We start from the raw sequence: 24,753 nt of genomic DNA, 5'->3' as shown, positions 1-24,753 counted from the left end.
ATCCACGATGCACCTCGGCGTTTGCTATTACCCCGAACACTGGCCGCGCGAACAATGGGACCGCGATGCGCGGCGCATGGCCGAACTGGGCCTGACCCGCGTGCGGATCGCCGAATTCGCGTGGAGCCGGATGGAGCCGGAACCCGGACGCTACGACTGGGCATGGCTCGACGAAGCGATCGACACGCTCGCCAGCCGGCAGTTGAAGGTCATACTCGGCACGCCGACCGCCTCGCCACCGAAATGGCTCGTCGATCGCCATCCGGAGATCCTGCCGGTTGGCGCGGACGGCGCCGTGTGGCAATTCGGTTCGCGTCGCCATTACGACATCGCGAGCCCCGTGTATCGCGAGCACTGCGTGCGCATCGCGGACGCGATGGCGCGACGCTACGGCGCGCATCCGGCGGTGATCGCCTGGCAGACCGACAACGAGCTCGGCTGTCACAACACGCTGCCGAGCTATACGCGTGCGGCGCTCGAAGGTTTTCGCGCGTGGCTCGCCGTGCGCTACGGCGATATCGGCGCGCTGAACCGCGCGTGGGGCAACGTGTTCTGGAGCATGGAATATCGCGGCTTCGACGAGATCGAGCTGCCACGCCATACGCCGACCGACGCGAACCCCGCGCATCTGCTCGACTTCCGGCGCTATCAGTCGGACGAGGTCGCGCGGTTCCATGCGGCGCAGGTCGATGCGATCCGTCCGCACGCACCGGGCCGCGACGTGCTCCACAACTTCATGGGATTTTTCACCGAGTTCGATCACTACGCGTTCGCCCGCGGCGGCCTCGATGTCGCCGCGTGGGACAGCTACCCGGTGCCGCGCACCGAAGTGCTGCCGCTCGATGAATCCGACAAGCGGCGCTGGGCGCGCACCGGCCATCCCGACGTGTCGGCGTTCTCGCACGACCTGTATCGCGGTGTCGGCAACGGCCGGATGTGGGTGATGGAGCAACAGGCGGGGCCCGTCAACTGGGGGCCGTACAACCCGGTGCCGCACGCCGGCGCGGTGCGGCTGTGGACATGGGAAGCGTTCGCGCACGGCGCGGAGCTCGTGTCGTATTTCCGCTGGCGGCAGTATCCGCATGCGCAGGAGCAGCTGCACTCGGGGCTCAACGCACCGGACGACCAGCTGTCGCCGGGCGGCCGTGAAGTGGCGCGCGTCGCGCGCGAGCTGGCCGCGCTGGATCCCGCGCTCGTCACCGGCGCGCGCGAGCCGGCCCGCGTCGCGCTGCTGTTCGATTACACGGCCGACTGGATGATCCGGATCCAGCCGCACGGCGCCGACTTCGACTATCAGCAGCACGCGTTCGACTGGTATCGCGCGCTGCGCGAACTGGGGCTCGACGTCGATATCATCGCGGCCGATGCCGACGTGTCGCGCTATGCGCTCGTCGTCGCGCCGACGCTGCCGGTCGTGCCGGATCGCGTCGTCGAGCAGGCCGCGCGCGGCAACGCGCACTGGCTGTTCGGGCCGCGCACGGGGGCGCGCACCGCCGACTTCGCGATCGTGCCGGGCCTCGCGCCGGGCAAGCTGCGTGACGTGCTGCCGGTGCGGATCGCGCAGGTCGAGTCGCTGCGGCCGTCGCTCGCGCCGCGCGTCGCGTTCGACGGTGTCGACGGCCACGCGCTGAAATGGCGCGATCACATTGACCTCGACGCGCGCACCCCCATCGACGTGCTCGCTGCCTGCGACGATGGCGTGCCCGTGCTTGTGCGGCACGGCCAGGTGACGATGGCGACCGCCTGCTTCGATCCCGCGCTGTTGCGTGCGATCGTCGGCCGCTGCGCGCGCGACGCCGGACTGCCGGTGCGCGCGCTGCCTGACGGCGTGCGCTTGTGCCGGCGCGGGCGTGTCGTGTTCGCGTTCAACTACGGCGACACCCCGTGCATGCTGCCCGCGCCGGACGGTGCGCGCTTCGTGCTCGGCGGCCTCGAACTCGGCGCGGTCGATGTCGCCGCATGGGTCGAGCCGGACTGACGCGATGCAGTCGTTGCCGTCGCCGCGGTTGCATGTCGCGCGCCTCGCGCGAATCGTGCATTTCGTGCCGCTGTCCGCGGCGGCGCTGATGCTCGGCGTCGCGATGTCGTTTACCGCGCCGTACCTGTCGCTGTTCGGCGTGGAAGCGGCCGGGATGTCGCCGTGGCTCGCGGGCGTCTTCATGACGCTGATCGCGGCGAGCGGTGTGGTCGCGAGCACGTGGGCCGGGCGGTGGTCGGATCGTCGCGACCGCCACCGGCCGCTGCTCGTCGTATCGCTCGCTGCGGCCGCGCTCGGCTTCGCGCTGCTGTCCGTGCTGCGCGCGCACGGGCCGGTGATCGCGGCCGGCACGATCCTGCTTGGCGCGGGCGCCGTGTCGCTGTCGCAGATCTTTTCGTTCGCACGCGCGGTGCTGCCGGTCGACGACGATGCGCAGCGTGAGCTCGCGTCAGCCGCGCTGCGTACGATGCTGTCGGTCGCGTGGGTATTCGGTCCCGCGCTCGGCGCGCTGATCCTCGCGCAGACGGGCTTTACCGGGCTCTTTCTTGCAGCGGCCGCGGGCTTTGTCGCGTGCGCGGCGATCATTGCGCGCATTCCCGAGCCCGTGCGCCGGCCGACGGCGGTCGAGGTGCACCGGTCCGTCGCGACGAGCGCATCCGGCGGCGATCCGGTGTCGCCAGCCGATGCCGCACCGGTCCTCGTCGCGCCGCGCGCGACCGTGCTGCGGACGCTCGTCGCGCTCACGCTGATGGGGCTTGCCGCGAACGCGACGATGATCGTGCTGCCGCTGTACATCGTGCGCGGGCTGGGCGGCACACCGGCGAACGTGTCGGCCGCGCTGGGTCTGGCCGCGTTGCTCGAGATCCCGATGATGCTGTGGCTCGGCATCCGGTCGACGCGGCTCGACAAGGCGCGCTGGCTGACCGTGTGCGCGGTCGTGCATGCCGCGTATTTCATCGGGCTCGCGGCGGTGACGCGGGTCGACATGATCCTGCCGCTGCAACTGCTGAGCGCGTGCGTGGTCGCGATCACGTCCTGCCTCGGGATGACGCGCGTGTGCGACCTGATGCCCACGCGTCCCGGCACGGCGACCGCGATGTTCTTCAGCACCGCGCGGGTCGGCTCGATCGCGTCGGGTGTGCTGTCGGGCGCGTGTGTCGACCTGTTCGGCTATCGCGCGACGTTCGCGGGGTGCTGCGGCCTCGCGCTCGTCGCACTCGCGCTGCTCGTCCGCGATGCGCGCGGCGAGCAGGGCGGTGCGAGTGACGCAAGCGGCACGGCGGCGCCTGCGCGGCGCCGCTTCGATGCACCGCACTGACGCGCAAGGCGCCGGTGCGGTGATGTCGTGATGCAGTGGCGCCGGGATGGGTCAGCGCCGGCGGTACGCGTCGAGCGACGACAGCGCGTTACCGTGGAAGTCGAACCACGTGTTGTTGTCCCATTGATCGCCCGCGCCGACCTTCCAGCCCACGCCCGGCGTCGGGATCCATTCCGGCTCCCACCAGAACACGCCCTTGCCGCGATTGCCCGGCACGCCCTTCACGATATCGACGACCGCCGCGAGGAATTGCGCCTGGCCGGCCGGTGACGGCGGGAACGCGGTCGAGCCCGTGTTCGTCATCGCGTTCGGTTCCGAGTCGCCGTCGCTGGTGGTCCACGGATACGCGGTTTCCACGACGATCAGCTCCTTGTCGTAGCGCACCGCGATGTCGTTCGCGTTGTTGCGCAGGTCGTCGAGCGAGCCTTGCCACTGCGGGTAATACGACAGGCCGATCACGTCGAACGTCACGCCGCGCTGCGTCGCGCTGTCGAACCACCAGCGGCTTTTCGCGTTGTCGCCGCCGCTGTCGATGTGCAGCATTACCTTGATGCGCGGATCGACGGCCTTCACCGCATCGCGGCCCGTCTTCAGCAGCTGCGCGAGGTTGTCCCACTGGTCGTAGCGGCCGAGCGGCCACAGCATGCCGCCGGTGATCTCGTTGCCGATCTGCACCCACTCGGGCCGCACGCCGGCGCGCTGCAGCTGGCGCAGCACGTCGGTCGTATAGGCCGACAGCAGCGCGCATGTATCGGCCAGATTCTTGCCGGCCCATGCATGCGGCGGGTATTGCTTGCCGGGGTCGGCCCACCAGTCGCTGTAGTGGAAGTCGATCAGGATGCGCATCCCGAGCGCGGCCGCACGCTTCGCGAGCGCAATGACGTGCGCCGCATCGTTGTAGCCGGCCGCGGCGCTCTGGTTCGCGGGGAAGAAGTCCGGGTTGCCGGGATCGTTCCAGACCTTGATACGGATCGAATCCACGCCATGCGCGTGCAGGATCTTCAGGCAGTCGCGCGGGTGCCCGCGGTCGAAGTACTGCGCGCCGTGTGCTTCGAGCTCCGGCAGCGTCGACACGTCCGCGCCCATCGCGAACGGGACGCCACCCGCGCCGCGCGCAACACCTTGCGCGACGGCCGGCAGCGCGCCGGCCAGGTCGACGCAGGCAAGCGCGGCGGTCGAGACACTCCAGCGCAGCATCGATCGTCTGTTCATTGTCATCCTCCAAGTGTTGGCCCGGTCGATCGATCGCCGGATCGCGGGCGTCGGTGATTTAAGCGCTTAAATTTCGGCTTCGACATGAAGCCGGATCGAGCGTAGCGCAGCCGCCGAGGCAGACGCAAAGAACGCGTGCGTTGCCTACTATCTGGCGACGGGCGTGCAGACAGTGCGAAGCGGCAGGGATTCGTCTCGCTCGCCGTTTATGCGGCGCGCTTGGGCGTGAGCGGCGCGACGATCGGTGCGCGACGGACGGGCGCACGGGGCATGCGCGCACCGGAACGGCCGCGTGGGAGGAACCGGCACGGCGGTCGGCAGCGATCCGCCGCAGTAACCGCTACGCGCGAACGCCGACGCGATATCTGGTCGTCTGCCGATAGGTCTCGCCCGGATGAAGGATGGTTTCGTCGCGCAGCGCGTTCATGTTGACCTGGTTCGGAAAGAACCCGGCTTCGACGCACAGCGCCGCATGCTGCACGCACGGCACGCCGCCGCTTGCGCGCACGCCATCCAGATAGTTGCCGGTATAGAGCTGCAGCCCGCGCTGATCCGTCGACACGGCGAGCTCCCGGCCGCTTTCCGGATCGTAGATCGCCGCGACGGGCCGCACGCCGCGCCCAGGGTCGCGCAGCACGTAGCAGTGGTCGAAGCCGCGCCCGCGTGCGAGCTGCGCGTGCGGCCAGTCGAGGCGCGCGCCGATCGGCGCGCTCTGCCGGAAATCGAACGCGCTGCCCGTCACGTCGGCCGTGCCGGTCGGGATCAGCGCGTCGTCCACTTCGACGAACGCATCGGCGTCGATCTGCAGCAGATGCCCGCGCACGTCGCTGCCCGCGCGTCCGCTCAGGTTGAAGTAGCTGTGATTCGTCAGGTTCAACGGCGTGGGCGCATCCGTCACGCCCGTGTAGTCGATCGTCAGCGTGCCGTCGTCGTCGAGCGTGTAGCGCACCTGCACGCTCACGTTGCCGGGGAACCCGGCATCGCCTTCCGGCGAATCGAGCCGCAGCGTCAACCCGCCGTGGTCGTCGATCACGTCCCAGCGCGCGCGATGAAAGCCGCTCGCGCCGCCGTGCAGCAGGTTGCCGTTCTCGTTGCGGTCGAGCGTGTAGTCGACGCCGTCGAGCGTGAAGCGCGCAGCCGCGATCCGGTTCGCCCAGCGGCCGACCGTCGCGCCGAGGTATGCGCCTGATTCGACGTAGTCGGCCGGCGTGTCATGGGCCAGCACGATATCGGCGAAGCGCCCGGTGCGGTCGGGGGCGAGCCACGACACGACGGTCGCGCCGAGATCGCTGATGACGACGCGCATCCCGTGCGCGTTGCGCAGCGTGAAGCGCCGCACCGGATCGCCGCCGGGCGGCGTGCCCCACGGCTCGGACGGAATGCGGCCGAGGTCGGCTGCCGGGCGGGAAGTGGCGGTATCGATAGGCATGAGTGGGTTCGCTCGTGGGCGGTGAATTCAGTGGGCAGGCGCGGTGCGTTCCTGGTATTCGCGCGGCGTGCAGCCGAGTTCGCGGCGGAACACCGCATACATGTATTGCAGCGACGTGAAGCCGCAGCGGATCGCGACTTCCGCGCTCGACGCATTGCGGGCCGCGAGCAGCGCCTGGGCGGCCTCGAGCTTGTGACGCAGGATTTCCTGGTGCACGGTGCGCTGCAGTTCGCGCCGGAAGTGTTCTTCGAGCAGCGAGCGCGACACACCGACATAGTCGGCGACCTGTTCGGTCTTGATCCCCTGGCACGCGTACTGGCGGATGAAATGCCGTGCGCGCATCACGTGCGGGCTCGCGAGCGGCTGGTGGCGCGTCGATTCGAGCACATTGATGCCGACCGGCGGCACGAGGATGCGCTGCCCGGGAAAACGCGCGCCGCGCAGCATCCGGTGCAGCAGGTGTGCGGCGGTGCGGCCCATTTCCTCGGTGCCCTGGATCACCGACGACAACGGAATGCGTGTCAGCGTGCGGGTGAGCGGATCGTTGTCGATGCCGATGATCGCGACCTGTTCCGGCACCGCGATGCCGGCGATCAGGCATGCCTGCAGCAGATGCCGCGCGCGCGCATCGGTGACCGCGATCACGCCGACGGGTTTGGGCAGCGCATGCAGCCAGCCGATCAGCTGCTCGATCGCGTGATCCCAGCCCGACGCGCTCGTCGACACGCCGCGGTAGATCGGCGCGTCGAGCCCGTCCGCGCGCGCGAGCCGGTCGAACGCGAGCTCGCGCTGCTGCGCCCAGCGATTCTCTTGGGCGACTGGCAGGCTGTACATCGCGAAATGCGCGAGCCCCGCGCCGATCAGGTGCGTATAGGCGAGCGACACGAGCTTGGGGTTGTCGGTCGCAATATATGGGACGCCGTCCGGATACTGCGCCGGATCCTCGTATGACGAGCCGACCGCGACGATCGGCAGCGGCGAACCGGCGAACGCGTCGGCGACGGCCGGATCGTCGAAGTCCGCGATGATGCCGTCGCCGTCGAAGCGCTCGATGCCGGCGAGCCGGCAGCGGAAGTCGTCTTCGAGGAACAGGTCCCACACGACGCGCGTCGTGTGCAGGTACTGGCCGATGCCGCTGATGATCTCGCGGTCATAGACCTTGTTCGCGTTGAACAGCAGCGCGATGCGGTGCGGTGTCTGGGCGGAAGGGGCGCGGTTCATCTGATGTCGGGGCACGCGCGCCGGGCGCGTCGTGCCGTTGTCTCCGGGGCGCGCCCGAGGCGGTGGCGCGCGGTGTTCTGGTGTCCGGCGATTGTAGGACGGAACGCGCGCCGCGCGCAGCAACTGGCAAGAAACGTTAAGCGTGCTGCGCAATTTCGCAATTGCCGGCCGGCAGGCGCGCGGGCACGATCCAGTCAACCGAATTCGGCCGCGTGCGTCGTCGCGACGCGCGTTGCGCTGCAACAAGAGCCTGCACGGAGACACCATGTCGTATTTCGAACACATTCCCGCGATTCGTTACGAAGGTCCGCAGTCGGACAACCCGCTGGCCTATCACCACTACGACGCCGAGAAGCGCGTGCTCGGCAAGACGCTGGCCGAGCATCTGCGGATTGCCGTGTGCTACTGGCACACGTTCGTATGGCCGGGGCACGACATCTTCGGGCAGGGCGCATTCCAGCGGCCCTGGCAGCAACCCGGCGACGCCCTCGAGCGGGCGCGCCTGAAGGCGGATGCGGCATTCGAATTCTTCACGAAGCTGGGTACGCCTTTCTACACGTTCCATGACACGGACGTCGCGCCGGAGGGCGACAGCCTGCGCGAGTACGCGGCCAATTTCGCGCGGATGGTCGACTATCTCGGCGAGCGCCAGCAGGCGAGCGGCGTGCGGCTGCTGTGGGGCACCGCGAACCTGTTCTCGCACCCGCGCTTCGCGGCGGGCGCGGCGACGAACCCGAACCCCGACGTGTTCGCGTGGGCCGCGGCCCAGGTGTGCCATGCGCTCGACGCGACGCACCGGCTCGGCGGCGAGAACTACGTGCTGTGGGGCGGCCGCGAAGGGTATGAGACGCTCCTCAATACCGACCTGAAGCGCGAGCGCGAGCAGTTCGCGCGCTTCCTGTCGATGGTCGTCGAGCACAAGCACCGGATCGGCTTCAAGGGCGCGCTGCTGATCGAGCCGAAGCCGCAGGAGCCGACCAAGCACCAGTACGACTACGACGTCGCGACCGTGCACGGCTTCCTCGTGCAGTACGGACTGCAGAACGAGATCCGTGTGAACATCGAGGCCAACCACGCGACGCTCGCCGGTCATTCGTTCCATCACGAGATCGCGAATGCGTTCGCGCTCGGCGTGTTCGGCAGCGTCGACGCGAACCGCGGCGACCCGCAGAACGGCTGGGACACCGACCAGTTTCCGAACAGCGTCGAGGAACTGACGCTCGCGTTCTACGAGATCCTGCGCCACGGCGGCTTTACCACCGGCGGGATGAACTTCGACGCGAAGGTGCGCCGCCAGAGCGTGGATCCGGAAGACCTGTTCTACGGCCACGTCGGCGCGATCGACGTGCTCGCGCTCGCGCTGGAACGTGCGGCGGTGCTGGTCGAGAACGACCGGCTCGACGCGCTGCGCCGGCAGCGCTACGCGCAGTGGGACGATGCGTTCGGCCGCAAGATCCTGTCGGGCGGCTATACGCTGCAGTCGCTCGCGGACGATGCGCTCGCGCGCGGTGTGGATCCGCGACATGCGAGCGGCGCGCAGGAGCGGCTCGAGAACATCGTGAACCAGGCGATCTACGGGCTGCGCTGACGCCATGTATATCGGACTCGATCTCGGCACGTCGGGCGTGAAGGCGGTGCTGCTCGACCGCGACGGTGCGGTGCGCGCGAGCGCGAGCCGCCCGCTGACGGTGAGCCGGCCGCGGCCGCGCTGGTCCGAACAGGCGCCGCGCGACTGGTGGGACGCGGCATGCGGCGCGCTCGCCGTGCTCGTCGATGAAGCACGCGCGGCCGGCATCGACGCGCACGACATCGGCGCGCTGGGGCTGACCGGGCAGATGCATGGCGCCACGCTGCTCGACGCGCATGGCGACGTGCTGCGCCCCGCGATTCTCTGGAACGACGGTCGCGCGGATGCGGAGTGCGCGGAACTCGAGCGGCTCGCGCCCGCGCTGCGCACCGTGGCCGGCAACGTCGCGATGCCCGGCTTCACCGCGCCGAAGCTGCTGTGGGTGCGCCGTCACGAGCCCGACGTGTTCGCGCGCATCGCGCACGTGCTGCTGCCGAAGGACTATCTGCGCTACCGGCTGACCGGTGCGTTCGCAACCGATCCGTCGGATGCCGCCGGCACGCTGTGGCTCGACGTCGCGAAGCGCGACTACGACGACGCGCTACTGGCCGCGTGCGGGCTGTCACGCGCGCAGATGCCGACCGTGTTCGAGGGCAACCGCGTGACCGGCACGCTGCTGCCGGCCGTCGCGCGCGCGCTCGGGCTGCGCGAGATCCCGGTGGTGGCCGGTGGCGGCGACAACGCGGCCGGCGCGGTGGGCGTCGGCATCGTGCGGCCCGGCGATGCGCTGCTGTCGCTCGGCACGTCGGGTGTCTATTTCGCGGTGTCGGACGGCTTTCGCGCGAACCCGGAATCGGCGGTGCACAGCTTCTGTCACGCGCTGCCGGATACGTGGCACCTGATGTCGGTGATGCTGAACGCGGCCGGCTGCCTCGACTTCAGCGCGCAGCTGGCCGGTTACGGCGGTGTCGCAGCGCTGCTCGACGATGCCGAGACGAACGCGCGCGCCAGCCGTCCGTGGTTCCTGCCTTATCTGAGCGGCGAGCGCACGCCGCACAACGACGTGAATGCGAAAGGCGTGTTCTACGGGCTCACGCCCGACACGCAGCGTGCGGATCTCGCGAACGCGACGCTCGAAGGCGTGGGCTTCGCGCTGCTCGACGGCATCGACGCGCTGCATGCGGCCGGGCTCGCGCCCGACAGCATCACGGTGATCGGCGGCGGCTCGCGCAGCGCGTACTGGACGCAGATGCTCGCCGACCTGAGCGGCCGCGCGCTGACGCTGCGCGCGGGCGGCGAAGTGGGGCCGGCGCTGGGCGCCGCGCGCCTTGCGCATCTCGCGCTCGAACCGGATGCGCCGCTCGACGACGTGTGCCCGCAGCCGCCGATCGTCGCGGTGCGCGAGCCCGACCTCGCGCGGCATGCGTGGTATCGCGACGTGCGGCGTCCGACGTTTCGCGCGCTTTACCGCGCGCTCGAACCGGTGTTTGCAACGGGCGCATGACGTGCTGAATGCCTGCACATTGCAGTGACTCGATGCGGGTGGCGCATTCCGGCGGCCGCCCGGCGTTCGTGAGGTTGTCCAATAACGAGAGGAGTGGAGACATGAAATCCGTGACGCGTCGTACCGTATTGAGTTCGCTTGCCGGCGCCGCCGCGCTGGCGATCCTCGCGCTGGGCGCACCGCCTGCGCAGGCGAGCAAGGACAAGCCAGAGATCGGCTTCTGCATCGACGACCTGCGCGTCGAGCGCTGGTCGCGCGATCGCGATTACTTCGTCGCGGCCGCGACGAAGCTCGGCGCGAAGGTGTCGGTGCAATCGGCCGACGCAAGCGAGGCGCGGCAGATTTCCCAGATCGAGAACCTGATCTCGCGCGGCGTCGACGTGATCGTGATCGTGCCGTTCAATTCGAAGACGCTCGGCAACGTCGTCGCCGAAGCGCGGAAGGCCGGCATCAAGGTCGTGTCGTACGACCGTCTGATCCTCGACGCGGATGTCGACGCATACATCTCGTTCGACAACGAGAAGGTTGGCGAACTGCAGGCGCAGGGCGTGTTCGACGCGAAGCCGAAGGGCAACTACTTCCTGCTCGGCGGCGCGCCGACCGACAACAACGCGAAGATGCTGCGTGAAGGACAACTGAAGGTGCTGAAGCCGGCGATCGACCGCGGCGACATCAAGCTCGTCGGCCAGCAATGGGTGCCCGAGTGGAGCGCGTCGACCGCGCTGCGGATCGTCGAGGACGCGCTGACCGCGAACAACAACCGGATCGACGCGATCGTCGCGTCGAACGACGGCACCGCGGGCGGCGCGATCCAGGCGCTCGCCGCGCAGCATCTGGCCGGCAAGGTGCCGGTGTCGGGGCAGGATGCGGATCTCGCGGCGGTCAAGCGCGTGATCGCCGGCACGCAGACGATGACGGTCTACAAGCCGCTGAAGCTGATCGCGAGCGAAGCCGCGAAGCTCGCGGTCGATCTCGCGAAGGGCGCGAAGCCCGCGTTCAACGCGCAATACGACAACGGGAAGAAGAAGGTCGACACGGTGCTGCTGCAGCCGACGCTGCTGACGAAGCGCAACGTCGACGTCGTCGTGAAGGACGGCTTCTACACCCAGGCCCAGCTGGCGAGCCAGTAACGGCACGACGGAGGCGATGCACGCGGCCGGCCAGGCGGGCGGCCGCGTGCGCACTGCGAGGCGATGAACGTATGACCGAACCCTTGCTGACGATGCGCGGCATCGTCAAGGCATTCGACGGCGTGAAGGCGCTCGACGGAATCGACCTGACCGTGCGTCCGGGCGAGTGCGTCGGCCTGTGCGGCGAGAACGGCGCCGGCAAGTCGACGCTGATGAAGGTGCTGTCGGGCGTCTATCCGCACGGCACGTGGGACGGCGAGATCCGCTGGGAAGGCGCGCCGCTCGTCGCGTCCGGCGTGCGCGACACCGAGCGCGCGGGCATCGTGATCATTCATCAGGAGCTGATGCTCGTGCCCGAGCTGTCGGTTGCCGAGAACATCTTTCTCGGCAACGAGATCACGCTGCCCGGCGGGCGCATGCACTATGCGGAGATGGTGCGGCGTTCGGAAGCGCTGCTGCGCGAGCTGCGGATCGACGCGATCAACGTCGCGCAGCCGGTGATGAACTACGGCGGCGGCCACCAGCAGCTGATCGAAATCGCGAAGGCGCTGAACAAGCGCGCGAAGCTGCTGATTCTCGACGAGCCGTCGTCGTCGCTGAGCGCCGCCGAGACGCGCATCCTGCTCGACATCGTGCGCGACCTGAAGCATCGCGGTGTCGCGTGCGTGTACATCTCGCACAAGCTCGACGAAGTCGACGCGGTATGCGACACCGTGACCGTGATCCGCGACGGCCGCCATGTCGCGACCGAGCCGATGCGCGGGCTGACCACCGACCGGATCATCGCGTTGATGGTCGGCCGTGAGATCCGCAACCTGTATCCGCGCGAGCCGCACGAGATCGGCGACGTCGTGCTGGAGGCACGCAACGTGACCTGTCACGACGTCGCGAACCCGCGCCGCAAGCGCGTCGACGACGTATCGTTCAGCGTGCGGCGCGGCGAGATCCTCGGCGTCGCCGGGCTCGTCGGCGCGGGCCGCACCGAGCTGATGCAGGCGATTTTCGGCGCGTATCCGGGCGCGAGCACAGCGAGCGTGCGGATGAACGGCCGGCCGCTCGCGATCCGCGCGCCGGCCGATGCGATCCGCGCGGGCATCGCGATGGTGCCGGAGGACCGCAAGCGCCACGGGATCGTGCCGCAGCTCGGCGTGGGCCACAACATCACGCTGTCGGTGCTGCGCCGTTTCGCGACGCGCGGACGGATCGACGCAGCCGCCGAGCTCGATGCGATTCGTACGGAGATGCAGCGGCTGTCGGTGCGTGCTGCGCATCCGTTCCTGCCGATCGCGAGCCTGTCCGGCGGCAATCAGCAGAAGGCGGTGCTCGCCAGGATGCTGCTGGCCGACCCGCAGGTGCTGATCCTCGACGAACCGACACGCGGCGTCGACGTTGGCGCGAAGGCGGAGATCTACCGGCTGATCTTTGCGCTCGCGAAACGCGGCGTCGCGCTCATCGTCGTGTCGTCGGAGTTGCCGGAAGTGCTCGGGCTGGCCGATCGCGTGCTCGTGATCGGCGAGGGCGAGCTGCGCGGCGATTTCGTGAACGACGGCCTCACGCAGGAACAGATCCTCGGCGCCGCGCTGACGCCCGCGCGGCGTCCGGCCGAACCCATTGCAGCGAGTACCCGATGAATACCGAACTGTCTTCCTCTTCCGCCGTGCCGCCGGACGCCGACGCGCGCCGCACGCACGGCCATCCGTTGCGCCAGGTCTTCGTGCGCTACAAGGTGCTCGCGCTGCTGTTCGCGGTCGCGGCGATCTGGGTGTTCTTTTCGGTGCTGACCGACGGGGCGTTCGTCACGCCGCGCAACGTGTCGAACCTGCTGCGGCAGATGTCGATCACCGGGATGCTCGCGTGCGGGATGGTGTTCGTGATCATCGCGGGCGAGATCGACCTGTCGGTCGGTTCGCTGCTCGGGCTGCTCGGCGGCGTCGCGGCGATCCTCGACGTCAATCGACACTGGCCGGTCGCCGCGACGGTGCCGGCGGTGCTCGCGCTCGGCGTGCTGGTCGGGTTGTTCAACGGCTGGTGGTCGACCTACCGTCGCGTGCCGTCGTTCATCGTCGGGCTCGGCGGGATGCTCGCATTCCGCGGCATCCTGCTCGGCGTGACGGGCGGCTCGACGATCGCGCCGGTGTCCGACGGCTTCGTGTTCATCGGCCAGGGCTATCTGCCGCGCATGGCGGGCGACGGCCTCGCGCTGCTGCTGTTCGCGCTCGTCGCGCTGCTGGTCGTCCGGCAGCGCGGCACGCGGCGCCGTTACCGGCTGGCGGTCGCGCCGCTGTGGCAGGACGTCGCGAAGATCGTCGGCGCCGGGGCCGTGCTGTTCGCGTTCGTCGCGATGCTCGACCGCTACGGCGGCATCCCCGTGCCCGTGTTGCTGCTGCTCGCGTTGCTCGGCGCATTCTCGTGGATCGCGACGCAGACCGTGTTCGGCCGCCGCATCTATGCGGTGGGTTCGAACCTGGAGGCGACGCGGCTGTCGGGCGTCGATACGGATCGCGTGAAACTGGCGATCTTCGCGCTGATGGGGCTGATGTGCGCGTTCGCGGGGATCGTCAATACCGCGCGGCTCGCGGCCGGCTCGCCGTCGGCCGGCACGATGGGCGAACTCGACGCGATCGCCGCGTGCTTCATCGGCGGCACGTCGATGCGCGGCGGGTCGGGCACCGTCTACGGCGCGCTGATCGGTGCGCTCGTGATGGCGAGCCTCGACAACGGGATGTCGATGCTCGACGTCGACGCGTACTGGCAGATGATCGTCAAGGGCGCGGTGCTGGTGCTGGCGGTGTGGATCGACGTGGTGTCGCGTTCGAACCGGCGGTGAGGTGCGGTTCTATCCCTTCTATCCCGCGTCGGTCTTGATGAAATCGACGAAGGCCCGCAGCGGAGCCGGTACGAAGCGCCGCCCCGGGTAGTACAGGTACGGGCCCGAGAACGGCCGCCACCAGCCGTCGAGCACGGGCTCGAGCGCGCCGCTCGCGAAGTGCGGGCGAAGCCAGTCTTCGTATAGATGCACGATGCCGAGCCCCGCACAGGCCGCGTCCACGATGAGATCGACGGCGCCGCCGATCTGCACGACGAGCGGGCCCGACGGCTCCACGCGCACCACTTCGCCGTCGCGCTCGTATTCCCACGCCGGCATCGCGCCGCTCGCGAAGCGGCCGCGCAGGCAGGCGTGATCGAGCAGGTCGCGCGGATGGGCGGGGCGGCCGCGTCGGTCGAGATAGGCGGGCGCCGCGGCGGTCGCGAGGCGTTGCGAACGCGGGCCGATCGGCACGGCGATCATGTCCTGTTCGAGGCGCTCGTCGTAGCGAATGCCGGCGTCGCAGCCGGCCGCGAGGATATCGACGAAGCTTTCGTCGGCCACGACCTCGAGCCGTATCTCCGGATACGCATTGAGAAAGCGCGGGACGATCGACGGTAGCACGAGCCGCGCCGCGCTCATCGGCACGTTGAGCTTCAGCGTGCCGACCGGCTTCTCGCGGAACGTGTTCACCACGTCGAGCGCCGCCTCCACCTCGCTCAGCGCCGGCGTGAGCCGCGCGAGCAGACGCGCGCCGGCTTCGGTCGGCGACACGCTGCGCGTCGTGCGGTGCAGCAGCCGCACACCCAGTTGCGCCTCCAGCCTGCGCACCGCTTCGCTGAGCCCCGACGCACTCGCGTCGGCCAGGCGGGCAGCCTCGCGAAAGCCCTTCGCGCGCGCCACCGCCACGAACGCGTTCAGATCGCCGAGATCGACTTGCATTGTTCGCCTTTTCGTACAGGTTGTGCGCATTATGACCGCTTATCGTGCAGCGCCCCGCGGCGTAACCTGCGATTCACTCGTTCATACAGGAGCACGATCATGTCCCCCGTCGTTCAATCCGGCACGTTTTCCCTGGCGGGCCGCCGCGTTCACCGTCTCGGTTATGGCGCGATGCAGCTGGCCGGGCCGGGCGTGTTCGGGCCGCCGAAGGATCGCGCCGCGGCGCTCGCCGTGCTGCGCGAAGCCGTCGAGTCGGGCGTCGATCACATCGACACCAGCGACTTCTACGGCCCGCATGTGACGAACCAGTTGATTCGCGACGCGTTGCATCCGTATCGCGACGATCTGCTGATCGTGACCAAGATCGGCGCGACGCGCGGCGACGACGGTTCATGGCGGCCGGCGTTCTCCGCCGACGCGCTGGCGGCCGCCGTGCACGACAACCTGCGCAATCTGGGCCTCGACGTGCTCGACGTCGTCAATCTGCGGGTCATGTTCGACGTGCACGGCCCGGCCGAAGGCTCCATCGAGGCGCCGCTGTCCGCGCTGGCCGAACTGCAGCGGCAGGGCCTCGTGCGACACATCGGGCTGAGCAACGTGACGGCCGCGCAGATCGCCGAAGGCCGACGGATCTGCGACATCGCCTGCGTGCAGAATCATTACAACCTCGCGCACCGCGACGACGATGCGCTGATCGATGCGCTTGCCCGCGACGGCATCGCCTACGTCCCGTACTTTCCGCTCGGCGGCTTCAATCCGTTGCAGTCGTCGACGCTCGACGCGGTGGCCGCCCGGCTCGGCGCGACGCGGATGCAGACCGCGCTCGCGTGGCTGCTGCGCCGCGCGCCGAACATCCTGCTGATTCCGGGAACGTCGTCGGTCGCGCATCTGCGCGAGAATCTCGCGGCCGGCGCGCTGGTATTGCCGGACGATGCGGTGCGCGAACTCGACGAGGTCGCGGCCACTCGCGGTTGACGCCGGCGCGGGCGCCGGCGTCGTACATCGCATCAGCCGGCCCCTGCGCGCCGGCCACTGAATTCAGCGAGCCTGACCCAGCTGCTCGTCGATCGTCCGCGTCAACGGTGACTCGACATCGCCGGTGTGCTTCGTCTGCACGGGCTCGATCAGCACGATCCAGCATTCGTCGTCGGCGACCGGGTTATGCTGCGTGCCGCGCGGCACCACGTGCATCGAGCCGGCGGGCAAGTCGACGACGCGGCCGCCTTCATACTCGATCCTCAGGTGCCCGCGCACGACGAAGAACAGCTCGTCTTCATGCGCATGGTCGTGCCACACGAGCTGACCGCGAACCTTCGCGACCTTCACATACTGATCGTTGACCTGCGCGACGACCTTGGGCGACCAGTATTCGGATACATCGGCGAAGGCGGCCTCGAGGTCGAACGATTCGGCGAACGCAGCGGCGGGTAGGGTCATCTCGTCTCCAGATCCAGGGGTGGTAGGCAGGATCGAAACCGGCACGTTGCCGATTCATCGATATGTGGGGGTCAGGCCGATTATATTGATGCCGCCGTTACGGCGCACGCCGTTACGCCGCACGGCGGCGTCGCGCCGCGCTCAGCGGACCAGCGCTGCCGCGAAGTCGCGGCACGCGTGCAGCGGGCGGCCGAGGATCGCAGTCAAGCGCTCGACATCGCCGGCCTGAGGCACCATCCCGTCGCTGACGTAGCGTTCGGCCATCAGGCGCATCTCGTAGGCCATCCATTTCGGCATGAAAGTACGCTGACAAGCCCGGAGCTGGCGTCGATCTGGTCGGCGCTGCTTGGCCACCTCAAGAACGCGTTTCCGTCGGGCACCCCGCAAGAACTGGCCGCCTATATCGACGCGCAACCGTGATACCGTGCCGCGCGCGGTGCGGGGTTCGAGATACCGCGGCGGTGCGGGTGCGTTATGTCCGGTCGCGGGTGCGTGCGCGTACCGCGCCCGTGATCACCGCGATGCCGAACAGGATGACGGCGACGATCTCGATGATGTGCTGCGACACATGCAGCGTCATCAATCCCCATGCCACGCCGCCGATGAAAATGATCCATCCGACCAGGTAGATAAGCAGAGTCATCGTTTTTCTCCTTGCGGTTTGGGTTCATCGCTCGGACTGTCGTCGCGCGGCGGCCGTTTTATCCGGCAGCGTTTCGTGCGCATGCAGGCCGAGGCGTTCCATCAAGCGCCGAGCGTCGAACGGTGCTTTCGTTTTCACGTCGTTGTCGAAATAGCAGTACACGTCGCGCCGTTGGGCGCGCGGCGGCGCCAGATTCGGCGCCGCAAGGCGCGCATCGGCGGGCTGCACGCCGCCGCGCCACGCCGTAATTCTGCGCGCCCACCGTTCGAGCGACGCATCGGAATACGCGCCGGAATACTTCGTTTCCGTGCCGTGCAGCCGCATGTAGACGAAGCGCGCGGTCAGATCCTCGAACTGCGGCCATGCCTCGGTGGAGTCCGACACGACGAGCGCGGCCTTGTGGCGGCGCAGCAGCTTTACGAACGCCGGATCGACGAAGCTCGCGTGACGCACTTCGACAGCGTGACGCAATTTGCGCTTGCGGTCGATCTGCAGATACGGCGTCCTGACCCTGCGGTCGTGCTGTTGCGCGAGGGCGAGCGCGGCTTCGGTGTCGGGCGGCAGCAGGCTCAGAAAATGTTCCATATGCTCGGGGTCGAAACGCAGCGATGGCGGAAATTGCCACAGGATCGGCCCGAGCTTGTCATTCAGCGCAAGGAGCCCCTGCGCGAAGAAGTTCGCACATGCGGCCGTCGCCGTTTCGTCGCGAAAGCGCAGCATGTGGGTCAGATAGCGCGAGCCTTTCACGCTGAACGTAAAACCGGGCGGTGTTTCGTCGTACCAGCGCCGCCAGCTGGCGAGCGATTGCAGGCTGTAGTGCGTGCCGTTGATCTCGATCGTCTGCATCCGGCCGGATGCGTATTGCAACTCGGCGGCCTGCTTCAGGCCTTTCGGATAGAAGGTGCCGCGCCATCCGTCGTAGCGCCAGCCTGAAATGCCGATGTGAATCTCGCCGGTTGTGCCTTTCACGTCGATGCCCGGAAGTCCGTGGATATCCGTGGCAAGTAGCAACGCGCGTGCCACGCCCCGGCACGCGCGTTGCCGCGGGCTATCGGCGGGCAGCGTCCTTCGGCGCGCGGCGAGCGGCACCGACCGCCTGCTTACAGTCGGCTCGCGACCGCGCCGGTAGCAGGCCGGTTCGGCGTCACTAAGGCGCGCGACGTCAGCACAGCACCGCGACGCCGTCAGCGGCCCGCACGCCGCGGCCGGCCTCGAGTACGAACAGCGGATTGATTTCCGCTTCGACGAGCCGCGGACCGAGCCGTCAGGACAGCACCGCGACGCCGTCCGCGGCCCGCACGCCGCGGCCGGCCTCGAGCACGAACAGCGGATTGATTTCCGCTTCGACGAGCCGCGGACCGAGCTGGCGCGCCATCCGTGCAAACGCGACGAGCGCGTCGGCGAGCGCGTCGACGTCCGCCTTCGGGCGGCCGCGATAGCCGTCGAGCAGCGGCCACGTGCGAAGCGCGCGGATCATGTCGAGCGCGTCGTCGCGCGACAGCGGCGCGTCCTCCGGCAGCATCCGCAACACCGTGTCGTTGAAAATCTCCGCGGTCACGCCGCCCATCCCGAGCAGGATCGCGGTGCCCAGCGGGTCGCGATGCAGGCCGACGATCATTTCGACGCCGTCCGCGACCATTTCCTGCACGAGGAACGCATCCGGCGCAAACCCGGCGCCGGTCTCGACGTCGTCGCGCATGCGTTCGAGCCGCGCACCGATCGCATCGGCGTCCACGCCGACCGCGACGCCGCCGATGTCGCTCTTGTGCGTGACGCGATTCGACAGCAGTTTCAGCACCACGCGATCGCCGAAGTGCCGTGCCGCCTGCTCGGCGTCCGTCGCATCGCGCACGACGCGCTCGCGCACCGGCGTCACGCCGAAGCGGGCGAACAGCGCCTTCGCCTGCGCTTCGTCGAGCGGCCCGCACGGCAGGTCCCGCACGTCGACGCCGGTTGCCGCGGCATCGGCATCGGCATCGGCGATGGCCGCGGCCGCCCGCGCGCGCCAGCGACCGGCGTCCCGCATCGCGGCCAGCGCGCTCGCGACGCTCTCCGGCGACACGAACGCCGGCACGCCGAGCCGGTTCATCGCGTGCGTGACGGCCGGCGCATGCGGGCTCACGAACGCGACCACCGGCTTGTCGGTGCCGGGCAATGCATCGCGCACGGCGCCGGCCATCAGCTCCGGCATGCCGATGCTCGACGAGCCGGCGATCACGGCGACCGCGTCGTACGACGGGCTGTCGGCGAGCGTGCGGATCGCGCGGCGCAGCAGGTCGGGTTGCAGGCCCGCGAGCGTCACGTCGATCGGATTGCGGTCGAGCACCGCGTGATCGCCGGTCTGCAGCGCGCGCAGCGCGGCGGCCGTGTCCGCATCGGGCTCGGGCGTGTCGAAGCCGGCCAGCCCGAGGTTGTCCGCGACGAGCGTGCCCGCGCCGCCCGTCGACGTGAGAATCGCGACGCGCGAACCGCGCAGCGTGCGCCCGGCCGCGAAGGCGTTCGGCAGGTCGAGCAGATCGCCGAACGTCTGCGCGCGAATCACGCCTGCGTCGCGGAACAGCGCGTCGTACATCCGATCCTCGCCGGCGAGCGCGCCGGTGTGCGAGACGGCCGAGCGCGCGCCGGACGCCGACCGCCCGATCTTGTAGGCGACTATCGGCTTGCCCGCATGCGCCGCACGGCGCGCGGCCGCGCGAAACCGCGCGGGATCGCGCAGCCCTTCGAGGTACAGCGCGATCACGGACGTCGCCTCGTCATCGATGAAGTAATCGATGAAGTCGCTCACGTCGAGGTCGACTTCGTTGCTGGTCGATACGAGCTTCGACAGGCCGATCCCGCGATCGGCCGCACGCGACAGCAGCGCGCCGAGAATGCCGCCGCTCTGCGACACGACGCTCACGCCGCCGACGGCGAAGCCGTCGGTGTCCAGCGCGCCGCTCGCGGACAACGTGACGCGATCGGTGAGGTTGACGACGCCGATCGTGTTCGGCCCGAGCACCCGCATCGAGCCGGCCGCCTCCTTCAGTTGCGCCTGGCGGCGCGCGCCGGCCTCGCCGGTTTCGGCGTAGCCGCTCGCGAGCACGATCGCGGCGGCGGTCCCGCGTTTCGCGAGCGCCGCGACCGCGACGTGCGCGCGCTCGGCGCCGAGCAGCACGATGCCGACATCGGGTGCGTGCGGCAGCGATTCGACGTCCTCGTAGCAGCGCAGGCCGGCAATCGACGGATAGCGCGGATTGACCGGGTAGATGTCTCCCCCGAAACCGTGTTTCTGCAAGTAGGCGACGGGTCGTCCGGCGGTCTTCGCGGGATCGGCCGACGCGCCGATGACGGCGACGCGGGCCGGCCGCATCAATTTTTCAATGGCGTTCATCGGAAGTTCCTGTCGGCGCTCAGCGCACGTTGTCGAGGAAGGCGCGCACGGCATCGCGGTGCTCGCGGCTCGTGTAGCAGATCGCCTGCGCCTGGCTGCCTTGCGACAGCACTTGCGGCGCCGAAAGTTCATAGCTCTGGTTCAGGATCGCCTTGCCGAGCGCGAGCGCGGTGGGCGAGCCCTGGATCAGTTCGCTCGCCCACGCGGTGGCGTCGGCGAGCAGCGTGTCGGGCGGGCTGATCCGGTCGGCGATACCGAGTTCGCGTGCCTCGCGCGCGTCGACCTGGCGGCCGCTGAAGATCAGGTCCTTGGCGGCTGCGAGCCCCACGCGCCGCGGCAGGAAATACAGGCCGCCGCCGTCGGGAATCAACCCGCGCTTGATGTAGCTCCATACGAACGTCGCCGCTTCCGACGCGATCACGAAATCGCACGACAGCGCCATGTCGGCGCCGAGCCCGGCCGCGGCGCCGTTGACGGCCGCGATCGTCGGCTTCGGCATCGTGTGCAGCAGCGAAACGGCATGATGGACGCGTTGCTGGCGCGACCAGCCGTTGAACGCGACCTCGTCGGCCGGCGCGTCCATGCGCTGCGCCATCCCGGCGATGTCGCCGCCCGCGCAGAACCCCTTGCCGCTGCCGGTGACGATGACCGCGCGCACTTCCGGCGCGCGGGCGAGCGAATCGAGCGCTTCGATGAGCTCCGCGCGCATCGCGTCGCTGACGGCGTTGCGCTTGTCGGGGCGGTTCAGGGTCAGGGTCGCGATGTTCGATTGAATCGTGACGTCGATGGTTTGCATGATCTCTTCCTGCGTGGGAAACGAAAGCGGTGCGATGAACCGGCGGCGCGTGGCGCGGGGCCGATCCGGTTGCTGGAAGCGTAGCGCGGCTCCACGCGGCTGCCATCGGCACGGTTTCACTGAATGAAACTGTCAGGTGGCCGGTCGTTGTTTCATCCAGTGAAACAGCGCGGTTGCGGCTTGCCGCCAGCCGCCGATAATCGATTTCACCGCGACAGGTGAAAACAAAACACCGATTCGGCGTCGCGGTGCGATCAACAAGACTGGAGACAAGATGCAACACGCCATTGCAACGGAACCGCTCGAGCGAAGCGTCGCCGATCGGCCGGCACTCGACGCGGTATATGCGAAGGTCACGCGGCGGCTATTGCCGTTCCTGTTCGTCTGCTACGTGTTCGCGTATATCGATCGCGCCAACATCGGCTTCGCCCATCTGCAGTTCTCGCGGGACATCGGGCTGACCGAAGCGGCGTTCGGCTTGGGCGTCGGCCTGTTCTACGCCGGTTACATGCTGTTCGAGGTGCCGAGCAACCTGTGGCTCGCGCGGGTCGGCGTGCGCAAGACGCTGATGCGGATCATGGCGTTGTGGGGGCTCGTATCGGCGGGTACCGCGTTCGTGCAGACGCCCACGCAGTTCTACATCGCACGCGTGCTGCTCGGCGTCGCGGAGGCCGGTTTCTTCCCCGGCATCATCCTGTATTTCACGTACTGGTTCCCGTCGGCGCGCCGCGCACGCGTCACCGCGCTGTTCATGACGGCGATCTGCGTATCGGGCATCGTCAGCGGCCCGGTGTCCGGTTTCATCCTGAACAACTTGTCGGGCGCGCTGCACCTGAAAGGCTGGCAGTGGCTCTTCGTGATCGAAGGATTGCCGTCGGTCGTGGCCGGCCTGTTCGCCTACCTGTATCTGACCGATCGTCCGGAGCAGGCGACATGGCTGAGCGACGACGAGAAGGCGCTGCTGCTGCGCGAACTCGAACACGATGCGGCGCTGAAGGCATCGCATGCGCACGGCTCGATCTGGGATGCGCTGAAGGAGCCGAAGTTCTATTTCCTGACGTTCGCGTATTTCAGCGTGCCGTGGGCGAGCATCGTCGTGCACGTGTGGGCGCCGAGCGTGATCCGCAAGAGCGGCATCACGAACTTCTGGACCATCGGGCTGCTGTCGGCGATCCCGTACGTGTTCGGCGCGGTCGCGATGTATCTGCTCGGCCGGCACTCCGACCGCAAGCTCGAACGGCGCTGGCATTTCATGGGCAGCGCCGTGATGGCCGCGCTGGGCGTCGCGCTGTTACCGGCCGCCGCATCGCAGCCGACGGCACTCATCGTACTCCTCTGCATCGCGACGGCCGGCTATCTCGGGATGCTGTCGCTGTTCTGGACGATTCCGCCCGCGTATCTGTCGAGCACCGTGGCCGCGAGCGGGATCGGCCTGATCAGCAGTCTCGGCCAGTTCGGCGGCATCGCGGCGCCGTCGGTGATCGGCTACACGTCGACGCACTTCGGCAGCAGCGCGATCGGCCTCTACACGGTCGCGATCGTGTCGGTGCTCGGCGGGCTCGCGGTCGTGCTCGGCATTCCGGCCCGCGCGATTCGCGAACGCTGACGCCTGCGCAAGCGATTCGTCGTCGCGTCAGCTGTCGAGGCGCAGCGTCGCGGCCACGATGTCGTCGCGCAAGGCCAGCAGCGCCGCCGACAGGCGCGCGGCGACGGCCGACGGCGCATCGAGCGTGCGCACGCTGAAATTGAGCGCGAGCGTGCGGTGGCCCGCGATTTCGAGCGGGGTCGCGAGCGCGACGACTTCCGGCTGCCAGCTGGCGACGCAGAACCCTTGCGCGCGCACCGATGCGACGGCCTCGTCGATCTCGGCACGGATGCGCGGCCATGAAGTGCGATGCCGTTTGAGCTCGGCGAGTTGCCGCGCCTGGTCGGCCTCCGGCAGCGACGCAAGAAACGCGCGGCCGAGCGAGGTCAGCGCCATCGGCACGCGCTGGCCGCTGACGACGGTGCGAAGCGACGCGCGCGGGCTGTAGCGGATCGACTCCAGGTAGACCATGTCGTCGCGATCAGGGCCTGCGATGCCGACGTTGATGTGCAGCGACTGGGCCGTCTCGCGCAAGCGCGGGGCGGCGGCCTGCAGCACCGTCGAGCCGCTCCTGAGCGCATGCGCGAGACCGAGCACCGGCAGTCCGAGCCGGTAGCCGCGGTGCACGGGATCGTGTTCGAGATAGCCGGCTTCGACGAGCGTGCGCGCCAGCCGCGTGACCGTGGCCTTCGGCAGACCGGTGAGTTCGACGAGATCGCCGTTGCCGAGCAGGGTCGCGCCGGAGCCGAACGCGCGCAGCACGTCGAGCCCGCGTTCCAGCGAGCGGTTGGACACCGTCGACGACGGAGCGCGCGTGGCCGTGGCGGGCGAACGGGAAGGGTGGGAGTCACGCATGCGGCATAGAAATACAGGTTCATCAGGGCTTTGTCAAAGCACGCGCGCGGAGCCGCGCCGCGCGGCAAACGCCGCTTTCAAGTCGATCACGAGGAGCAGCATGAAGAACCTGACAAACTGGCGGGCAGCGCTCGCCGCCGCCGCGTGGATCGCGCTCGGCGCAGCGCCTGCGGCCGCGCACGCGGACGACATACACGTGCTGGCGACGGGCGCGTTGCACGGCGCGTTCGAACGGCTGGCGCCCGCGTTCGAGCAATCGTCCGGGCACCATCTGAAGATTGAATGGGGGCCGTCGTACGGCACGTCGCCGGAGGCCTTGCCGATGCGCATGCGCAATGGCGAAGCCGTCGACGTCTGCTTCATGATCAAGCCCGCGCTGGAGCGGGAAGTCGACGCCGGCAGGTTCGACCGGGCGACGCTCGAAGACATCGCGGCGACCGGCATCGGCGTCGCGGTGCGCCACGGCGTGGCCGTGCCCGAGGTCGGCACGGTCGACGCGTTGCGCCGCGCGCTGTTGGACGCGCGTTCGGTCGCGTTCTCCGAAGGTGCGAGCGGGACCTACATCGTCGGCGTGCTGTTCGAGAAACTCGGCGTCGCCGAGCAGATGAAATCGAAGAGCGTGCTCGTGCGCGGCAAGGAGCTGGTCGGCACCGCGCTCGCGCGCGGCGACGCGGAGCTCGGCCTGCAGCAGGTCAGCGAATTGAAAGTGACGCCCGGCATCGACTTCGCGGGCCCGCTGCCGGCCGACGTGCAGAAGACGAGCGTGATTGCGTCCGCCATTGCCGTGGATGCACGGGCAGCCGACGCGTCACGCGCGTTCGTGGCCTTTCTGAAGACCGCGCCGGCCGCCGCGATCCTGCAACGCAGCGGCCTCGATCCACGTTGACGCGAATGCCTGCGCGGTGTGCCGCGAGGTCGCGAGGACACGACAGCGCGTTCGACGCGATGAAAGCGACGTCG

General features: G+C 68.9%; 19 protein-coding genes and 2 pseudogenes. 10 read left to right on the top strand and 11 right to left on the bottom strand.

All coding sequences use genetic code 11. The features are described from left to right. Positions 1-7: 7 nt before the first annotated feature. Positions 8-1,978, top strand: coding sequence for a beta-galactosidase (locus LMA02_RS33470; protein ID WP_228910923.1), 1,971 nt, complete (start codon positions 8-10; stop codon positions 1,976-1,978). Positions 1,979-1,982: 4 nt separating this feature from the next. Next, positions 1,983-3,296, top strand: a complete 1,314-nt coding sequence (locus LMA02_RS33465; protein ID WP_228910175.1) for a sugar efflux transporter — start codon at positions 1,983-1,985, stop codon at positions 3,294-3,296. Positions 3,297-3,347: 51 nt separating this feature from the next. Here LMA02_RS33465 and LMA02_RS33460 read toward each other — a convergent pair whose 3' ends face one another. The 3 genes from LMA02_RS33460 to LMA02_RS33450 all read right to left on the bottom strand — a co-directional run bounded on the left by LMA02_RS33460 (position 3,348) and on the right by LMA02_RS33450 (position 7,158). Beyond that, positions 3,348-4,508: a glycoside hydrolase family 53 protein gene (locus LMA02_RS33460; RefSeq protein ID WP_228910174.1), complete on the bottom strand. Its 1,161-nt coding sequence runs from the start codon at positions 4,506-4,508 to the stop codon at positions 3,348-3,350. A 340-nt stretch (positions 4,509-4,848) separates the two neighbouring features. Continuing rightward, on the bottom strand, positions 4,849-5,937 hold the full coding sequence (locus LMA02_RS33455; protein ID WP_228910173.1) for an aldose epimerase family protein: 1,089 nt from the start codon (positions 5,935-5,937) through the stop codon (positions 4,849-4,851). A 27-nt stretch (positions 5,938-5,964) separates the two neighbouring features. Then, the gene (locus LMA02_RS33450) at positions 5,965-7,158 is read right to left on the bottom strand and encodes a XylR family transcriptional regulator (protein WP_228910172.1); all 1,194 of its coding nucleotides are present in this window, start codon (positions 7,156-7,158) and stop codon (positions 5,965-5,967) included. A gap of 265 nt (positions 7,159-7,423) precedes the next feature. Here LMA02_RS33450 and xylA point away from each other — a divergent pair, with 265 nt between their 5' ends. The 5 genes from xylA (at position 7,424) to LMA02_RS33425 (ending at position 14,186) form a co-directional block, all read left to right on the top strand. Continuing rightward, positions 7,424-8,746, top strand: coding sequence for a xylose isomerase (xylA, locus tag LMA02_RS33445; protein ID WP_228910171.1), 1,323 nt, complete (start codon positions 7,424-7,426; stop codon positions 8,744-8,746). A gap of 4 nt (positions 8,747-8,750) precedes the next feature. Continuing rightward, complete coding sequence (gene xylB / locus LMA02_RS33440) at positions 8,751-10,229, top strand: xylulokinase (RefSeq protein WP_228910170.1); 1,479 nt, start codon at positions 8,751-8,753, stop codon at positions 10,227-10,229. A gap of 101 nt (positions 10,230-10,330) precedes the next feature. After that, positions 10,331-11,359 carry a D-xylose ABC transporter substrate-binding protein gene (gene xylF / locus LMA02_RS33435; protein WP_228910169.1) on the top strand — a complete coding sequence of 343 codons (1,029 nt, stop codon included), beginning with the start codon at positions 10,331-10,333 and terminating at the stop codon, positions 11,357-11,359. 71 nt (positions 11,360-11,430) lie between these two features. Then, on the top strand, positions 11,431-12,990 hold the full coding sequence (gene xylG / locus LMA02_RS33430; RefSeq protein WP_228910168.1) for a D-xylose ABC transporter ATP-binding protein: 1,560 nt from the start codon (positions 11,431-11,433) through the stop codon (positions 12,988-12,990). Beyond that, positions 12,987-14,186, top strand: coding sequence for a sugar ABC transporter permease (locus LMA02_RS33425; RefSeq protein WP_228910167.1), 1,200 nt, complete (start codon positions 12,987-12,989; stop codon positions 14,184-14,186). The genes xylG and LMA02_RS33425 overlap by 4 nt, the downstream gene beginning before the upstream one ends. Positions 14,187-14,204: 18 nt before the next feature. Here the strand turns inward: LMA02_RS33425 and LMA02_RS33420 are convergent, their stop codons facing one another. After that, the gene (locus LMA02_RS33420; protein ID WP_228910166.1) at positions 14,205-15,107 is read right to left on the bottom strand and encodes a LysR family transcriptional regulator; all 903 of its coding nucleotides are present in this window, start codon (positions 15,105-15,107) and stop codon (positions 14,205-14,207) included. 99 nt (positions 15,108-15,206) lie between these two features. Here LMA02_RS33420 and LMA02_RS33415 point away from each other — a divergent pair, with 99 nt between their 5' ends. Beyond that, positions 15,207-16,082: an aldo/keto reductase family oxidoreductase gene (locus LMA02_RS33415; RefSeq protein WP_228910165.1), complete on the top strand. Its 876-nt coding sequence runs from the start codon at positions 15,207-15,209 to the stop codon at positions 16,080-16,082. A 63-nt stretch (positions 16,083-16,145) separates the two neighbouring features. Here the strand turns inward: LMA02_RS33415 and LMA02_RS33410 are convergent, their stop codons facing one another. The 6 genes and pseudogenes from LMA02_RS33410 to LMA02_RS33385 form a co-directional block, all read right to left on the bottom strand. Then, the gene (locus LMA02_RS33410; RefSeq protein ID WP_105832111.1) at positions 16,146-16,544 is read right to left on the bottom strand and encodes a cupin domain-containing protein; all 399 of its coding nucleotides are present in this window, start codon (positions 16,542-16,544) and stop codon (positions 16,146-16,148) included. A 141-nt stretch (positions 16,545-16,685) separates the two neighbouring features. Beyond that, positions 16,686-16,844 (bottom strand): annotated as a pseudogene (locus tag LMA02_RS33405) (NmrA/HSCARG family protein); the annotation flags it as partial. 172 nt (positions 16,845-17,016) lie between these two features. Beyond that, entirely contained in the window at positions 17,017-17,187 is a 171-nt protein-coding gene (locus LMA02_RS33400) for a hypothetical protein (RefSeq protein ID WP_006749684.1), read from the bottom strand. Then, positions 17,184-18,198: pseudogene (locus LMA02_RS33395) on the bottom strand (DUF72 domain-containing protein). The gene LMA02_RS33400 and the pseudogene LMA02_RS33395 overlap by 4 nt, the downstream one beginning before the upstream one ends. A 253-nt stretch (positions 18,199-18,451) precedes the next feature. After that, positions 18,452-20,557, bottom strand: a complete 2,106-nt coding sequence (locus LMA02_RS33390; RefSeq protein WP_228910163.1) for an acetate--CoA ligase family protein — start codon at positions 20,555-20,557, stop codon at positions 18,452-18,454. Between the two features lie 19 nt (positions 20,558-20,576). Continuing rightward, a complete protein-coding gene (locus LMA02_RS33385) occupies positions 20,577-21,353 on the bottom strand; it encodes an enoyl-CoA hydratase/isomerase family protein (RefSeq protein ID WP_228910162.1) in 777 nt (258 codons plus the stop codon). A gap of 274 nt (positions 21,354-21,627) precedes the next feature. On the opposite strand from LMA02_RS33385, the gene LMA02_RS33380 reads away from it, so the two are divergent. Beyond that, a complete protein-coding gene (locus LMA02_RS33380) occupies positions 21,628-22,959 on the top strand; it encodes an MFS transporter (RefSeq protein ID WP_228910161.1) in 1,332 nt (443 codons plus the stop codon). Positions 22,960-22,986: 27 nt separating this feature from the next. Here the strand turns inward: LMA02_RS33380 and LMA02_RS33375 are convergent, their stop codons facing one another. Next, positions 22,987-23,793: an IclR family transcriptional regulator gene (locus tag LMA02_RS33375; RefSeq protein ID WP_228910160.1), complete on the bottom strand. Its 807-nt coding sequence runs from the start codon at positions 23,791-23,793 to the stop codon at positions 22,987-22,989. Here LMA02_RS33375 and LMA02_RS33370 point away from each other — a divergent pair. Continuing rightward, positions 23,726-24,679, top strand: coding sequence for a substrate-binding domain-containing protein (locus LMA02_RS33370; RefSeq protein WP_228910159.1), 954 nt, complete (start codon positions 23,726-23,728; stop codon positions 24,677-24,679). The genes LMA02_RS33375 and LMA02_RS33370 overlap by 68 nt on opposite strands. Positions 24,680-24,753 lie beyond the last annotated feature (74 nt).

The sequence above is a fragment of the Burkholderia sp. B21-005 genome, assembly GCF_020843965.1.
Taxonomy (GTDB): domain Bacteria; phylum Pseudomonadota; class Gammaproteobacteria; order Burkholderiales; family Burkholderiaceae; genus Burkholderia; species Burkholderia ambifaria.
This window is presented reverse-complemented; position numbering and strand designations above follow the sequence as displayed.

What these genes read in the sequence shown, in the direction of transcription:
- LMA02_RS33470 (WP_228910923.1), top strand. Translation starts at nt 8, where the DNA reads ATGCACCTCGGCGTTTGCTATTACCCCGAACACTGGCCGCGCGAACAA.
- LMA02_RS33465 (WP_228910175.1), top strand. Translation starts at nt 1,983, where the DNA reads ATGCAGTCGTTGCCGTCGCCGCGGTTGCATGTCGCGCGCCTCGCGCGA.
- LMA02_RS33460 (WP_228910174.1), bottom strand. Translation starts at nt 4,508, where the DNA reads ATGAACAGACGATCGATGCTGCGCTGGAGTGTCTCGACCGCCGCGCTT.
- LMA02_RS33455 (WP_228910173.1), bottom strand. Translation starts at nt 5,937, where the DNA reads ATGCCTATCGATACCGCCACTTCCCGCCCGGCAGCCGACCTCGGCCGC.
- LMA02_RS33450 (WP_228910172.1), bottom strand. Translation starts at nt 7,158, where the DNA reads ATGAACCGCGCCCCTTCCGCCCAGACACCGCACCGCATCGCGCTGCTG.
- xylA (WP_228910171.1), top strand. Translation starts at nt 7,424, where the DNA reads ATGTCGTATTTCGAACACATTCCCGCGATTCGTTACGAAGGTCCGCAG.
- xylB (WP_228910170.1), top strand. Translation starts at nt 8,751, where the DNA reads ATGTATATCGGACTCGATCTCGGCACGTCGGGCGTGAAGGCGGTGCTG.
- xylF (WP_228910169.1), top strand. Translation starts at nt 10,331, where the DNA reads ATGAAATCCGTGACGCGTCGTACCGTATTGAGTTCGCTTGCCGGCGCC.
- xylG (WP_228910168.1), top strand. Translation starts at nt 11,431, where the DNA reads ATGACCGAACCCTTGCTGACGATGCGCGGCATCGTCAAGGCATTCGAC.
- LMA02_RS33425 (WP_228910167.1), top strand. Translation starts at nt 12,987, where the DNA reads ATGAATACCGAACTGTCTTCCTCTTCCGCCGTGCCGCCGGACGCCGAC.
- LMA02_RS33420 (WP_228910166.1), bottom strand. Translation starts at nt 15,107, where the DNA reads ATGCAAGTCGATCTCGGCGATCTGAACGCGTTCGTGGCGGTGGCGCGC.
- LMA02_RS33415 (WP_228910165.1), top strand. Translation starts at nt 15,207, where the DNA reads ATGTCCCCCGTCGTTCAATCCGGCACGTTTTCCCTGGCGGGCCGCCGC.
- LMA02_RS33410 (WP_105832111.1), bottom strand. Translation starts at nt 16,544, where the DNA reads ATGACCCTACCCGCCGCTGCGTTCGCCGAATCGTTCGACCTCGAGGCC.
- LMA02_RS33400 (WP_006749684.1), bottom strand. Translation starts at nt 17,187, where the DNA reads ATGACTCTGCTTATCTACCTGGTCGGATGGATCATTTTCATCGGCGGC.
- LMA02_RS33390 (WP_228910163.1), bottom strand. Translation starts at nt 20,557, where the DNA reads ATGAACGCCATTGAAAAATTGATGCGGCCGGCCCGCGTCGCCGTCATC.
- LMA02_RS33385 (WP_228910162.1), bottom strand. Translation starts at nt 21,353, where the DNA reads ATGCAAACCATCGACGTCACGATTCAATCGAACATCGCGACCCTGACC.
- LMA02_RS33380 (WP_228910161.1), top strand. Translation starts at nt 21,628, where the DNA reads ATGCAACACGCCATTGCAACGGAACCGCTCGAGCGAAGCGTCGCCGAT.
- LMA02_RS33375 (WP_228910160.1), bottom strand. Translation starts at nt 23,793, where the DNA reads ATGCGTGACTCCCACCCTTCCCGTTCGCCCGCCACGGCCACGCGCGCT.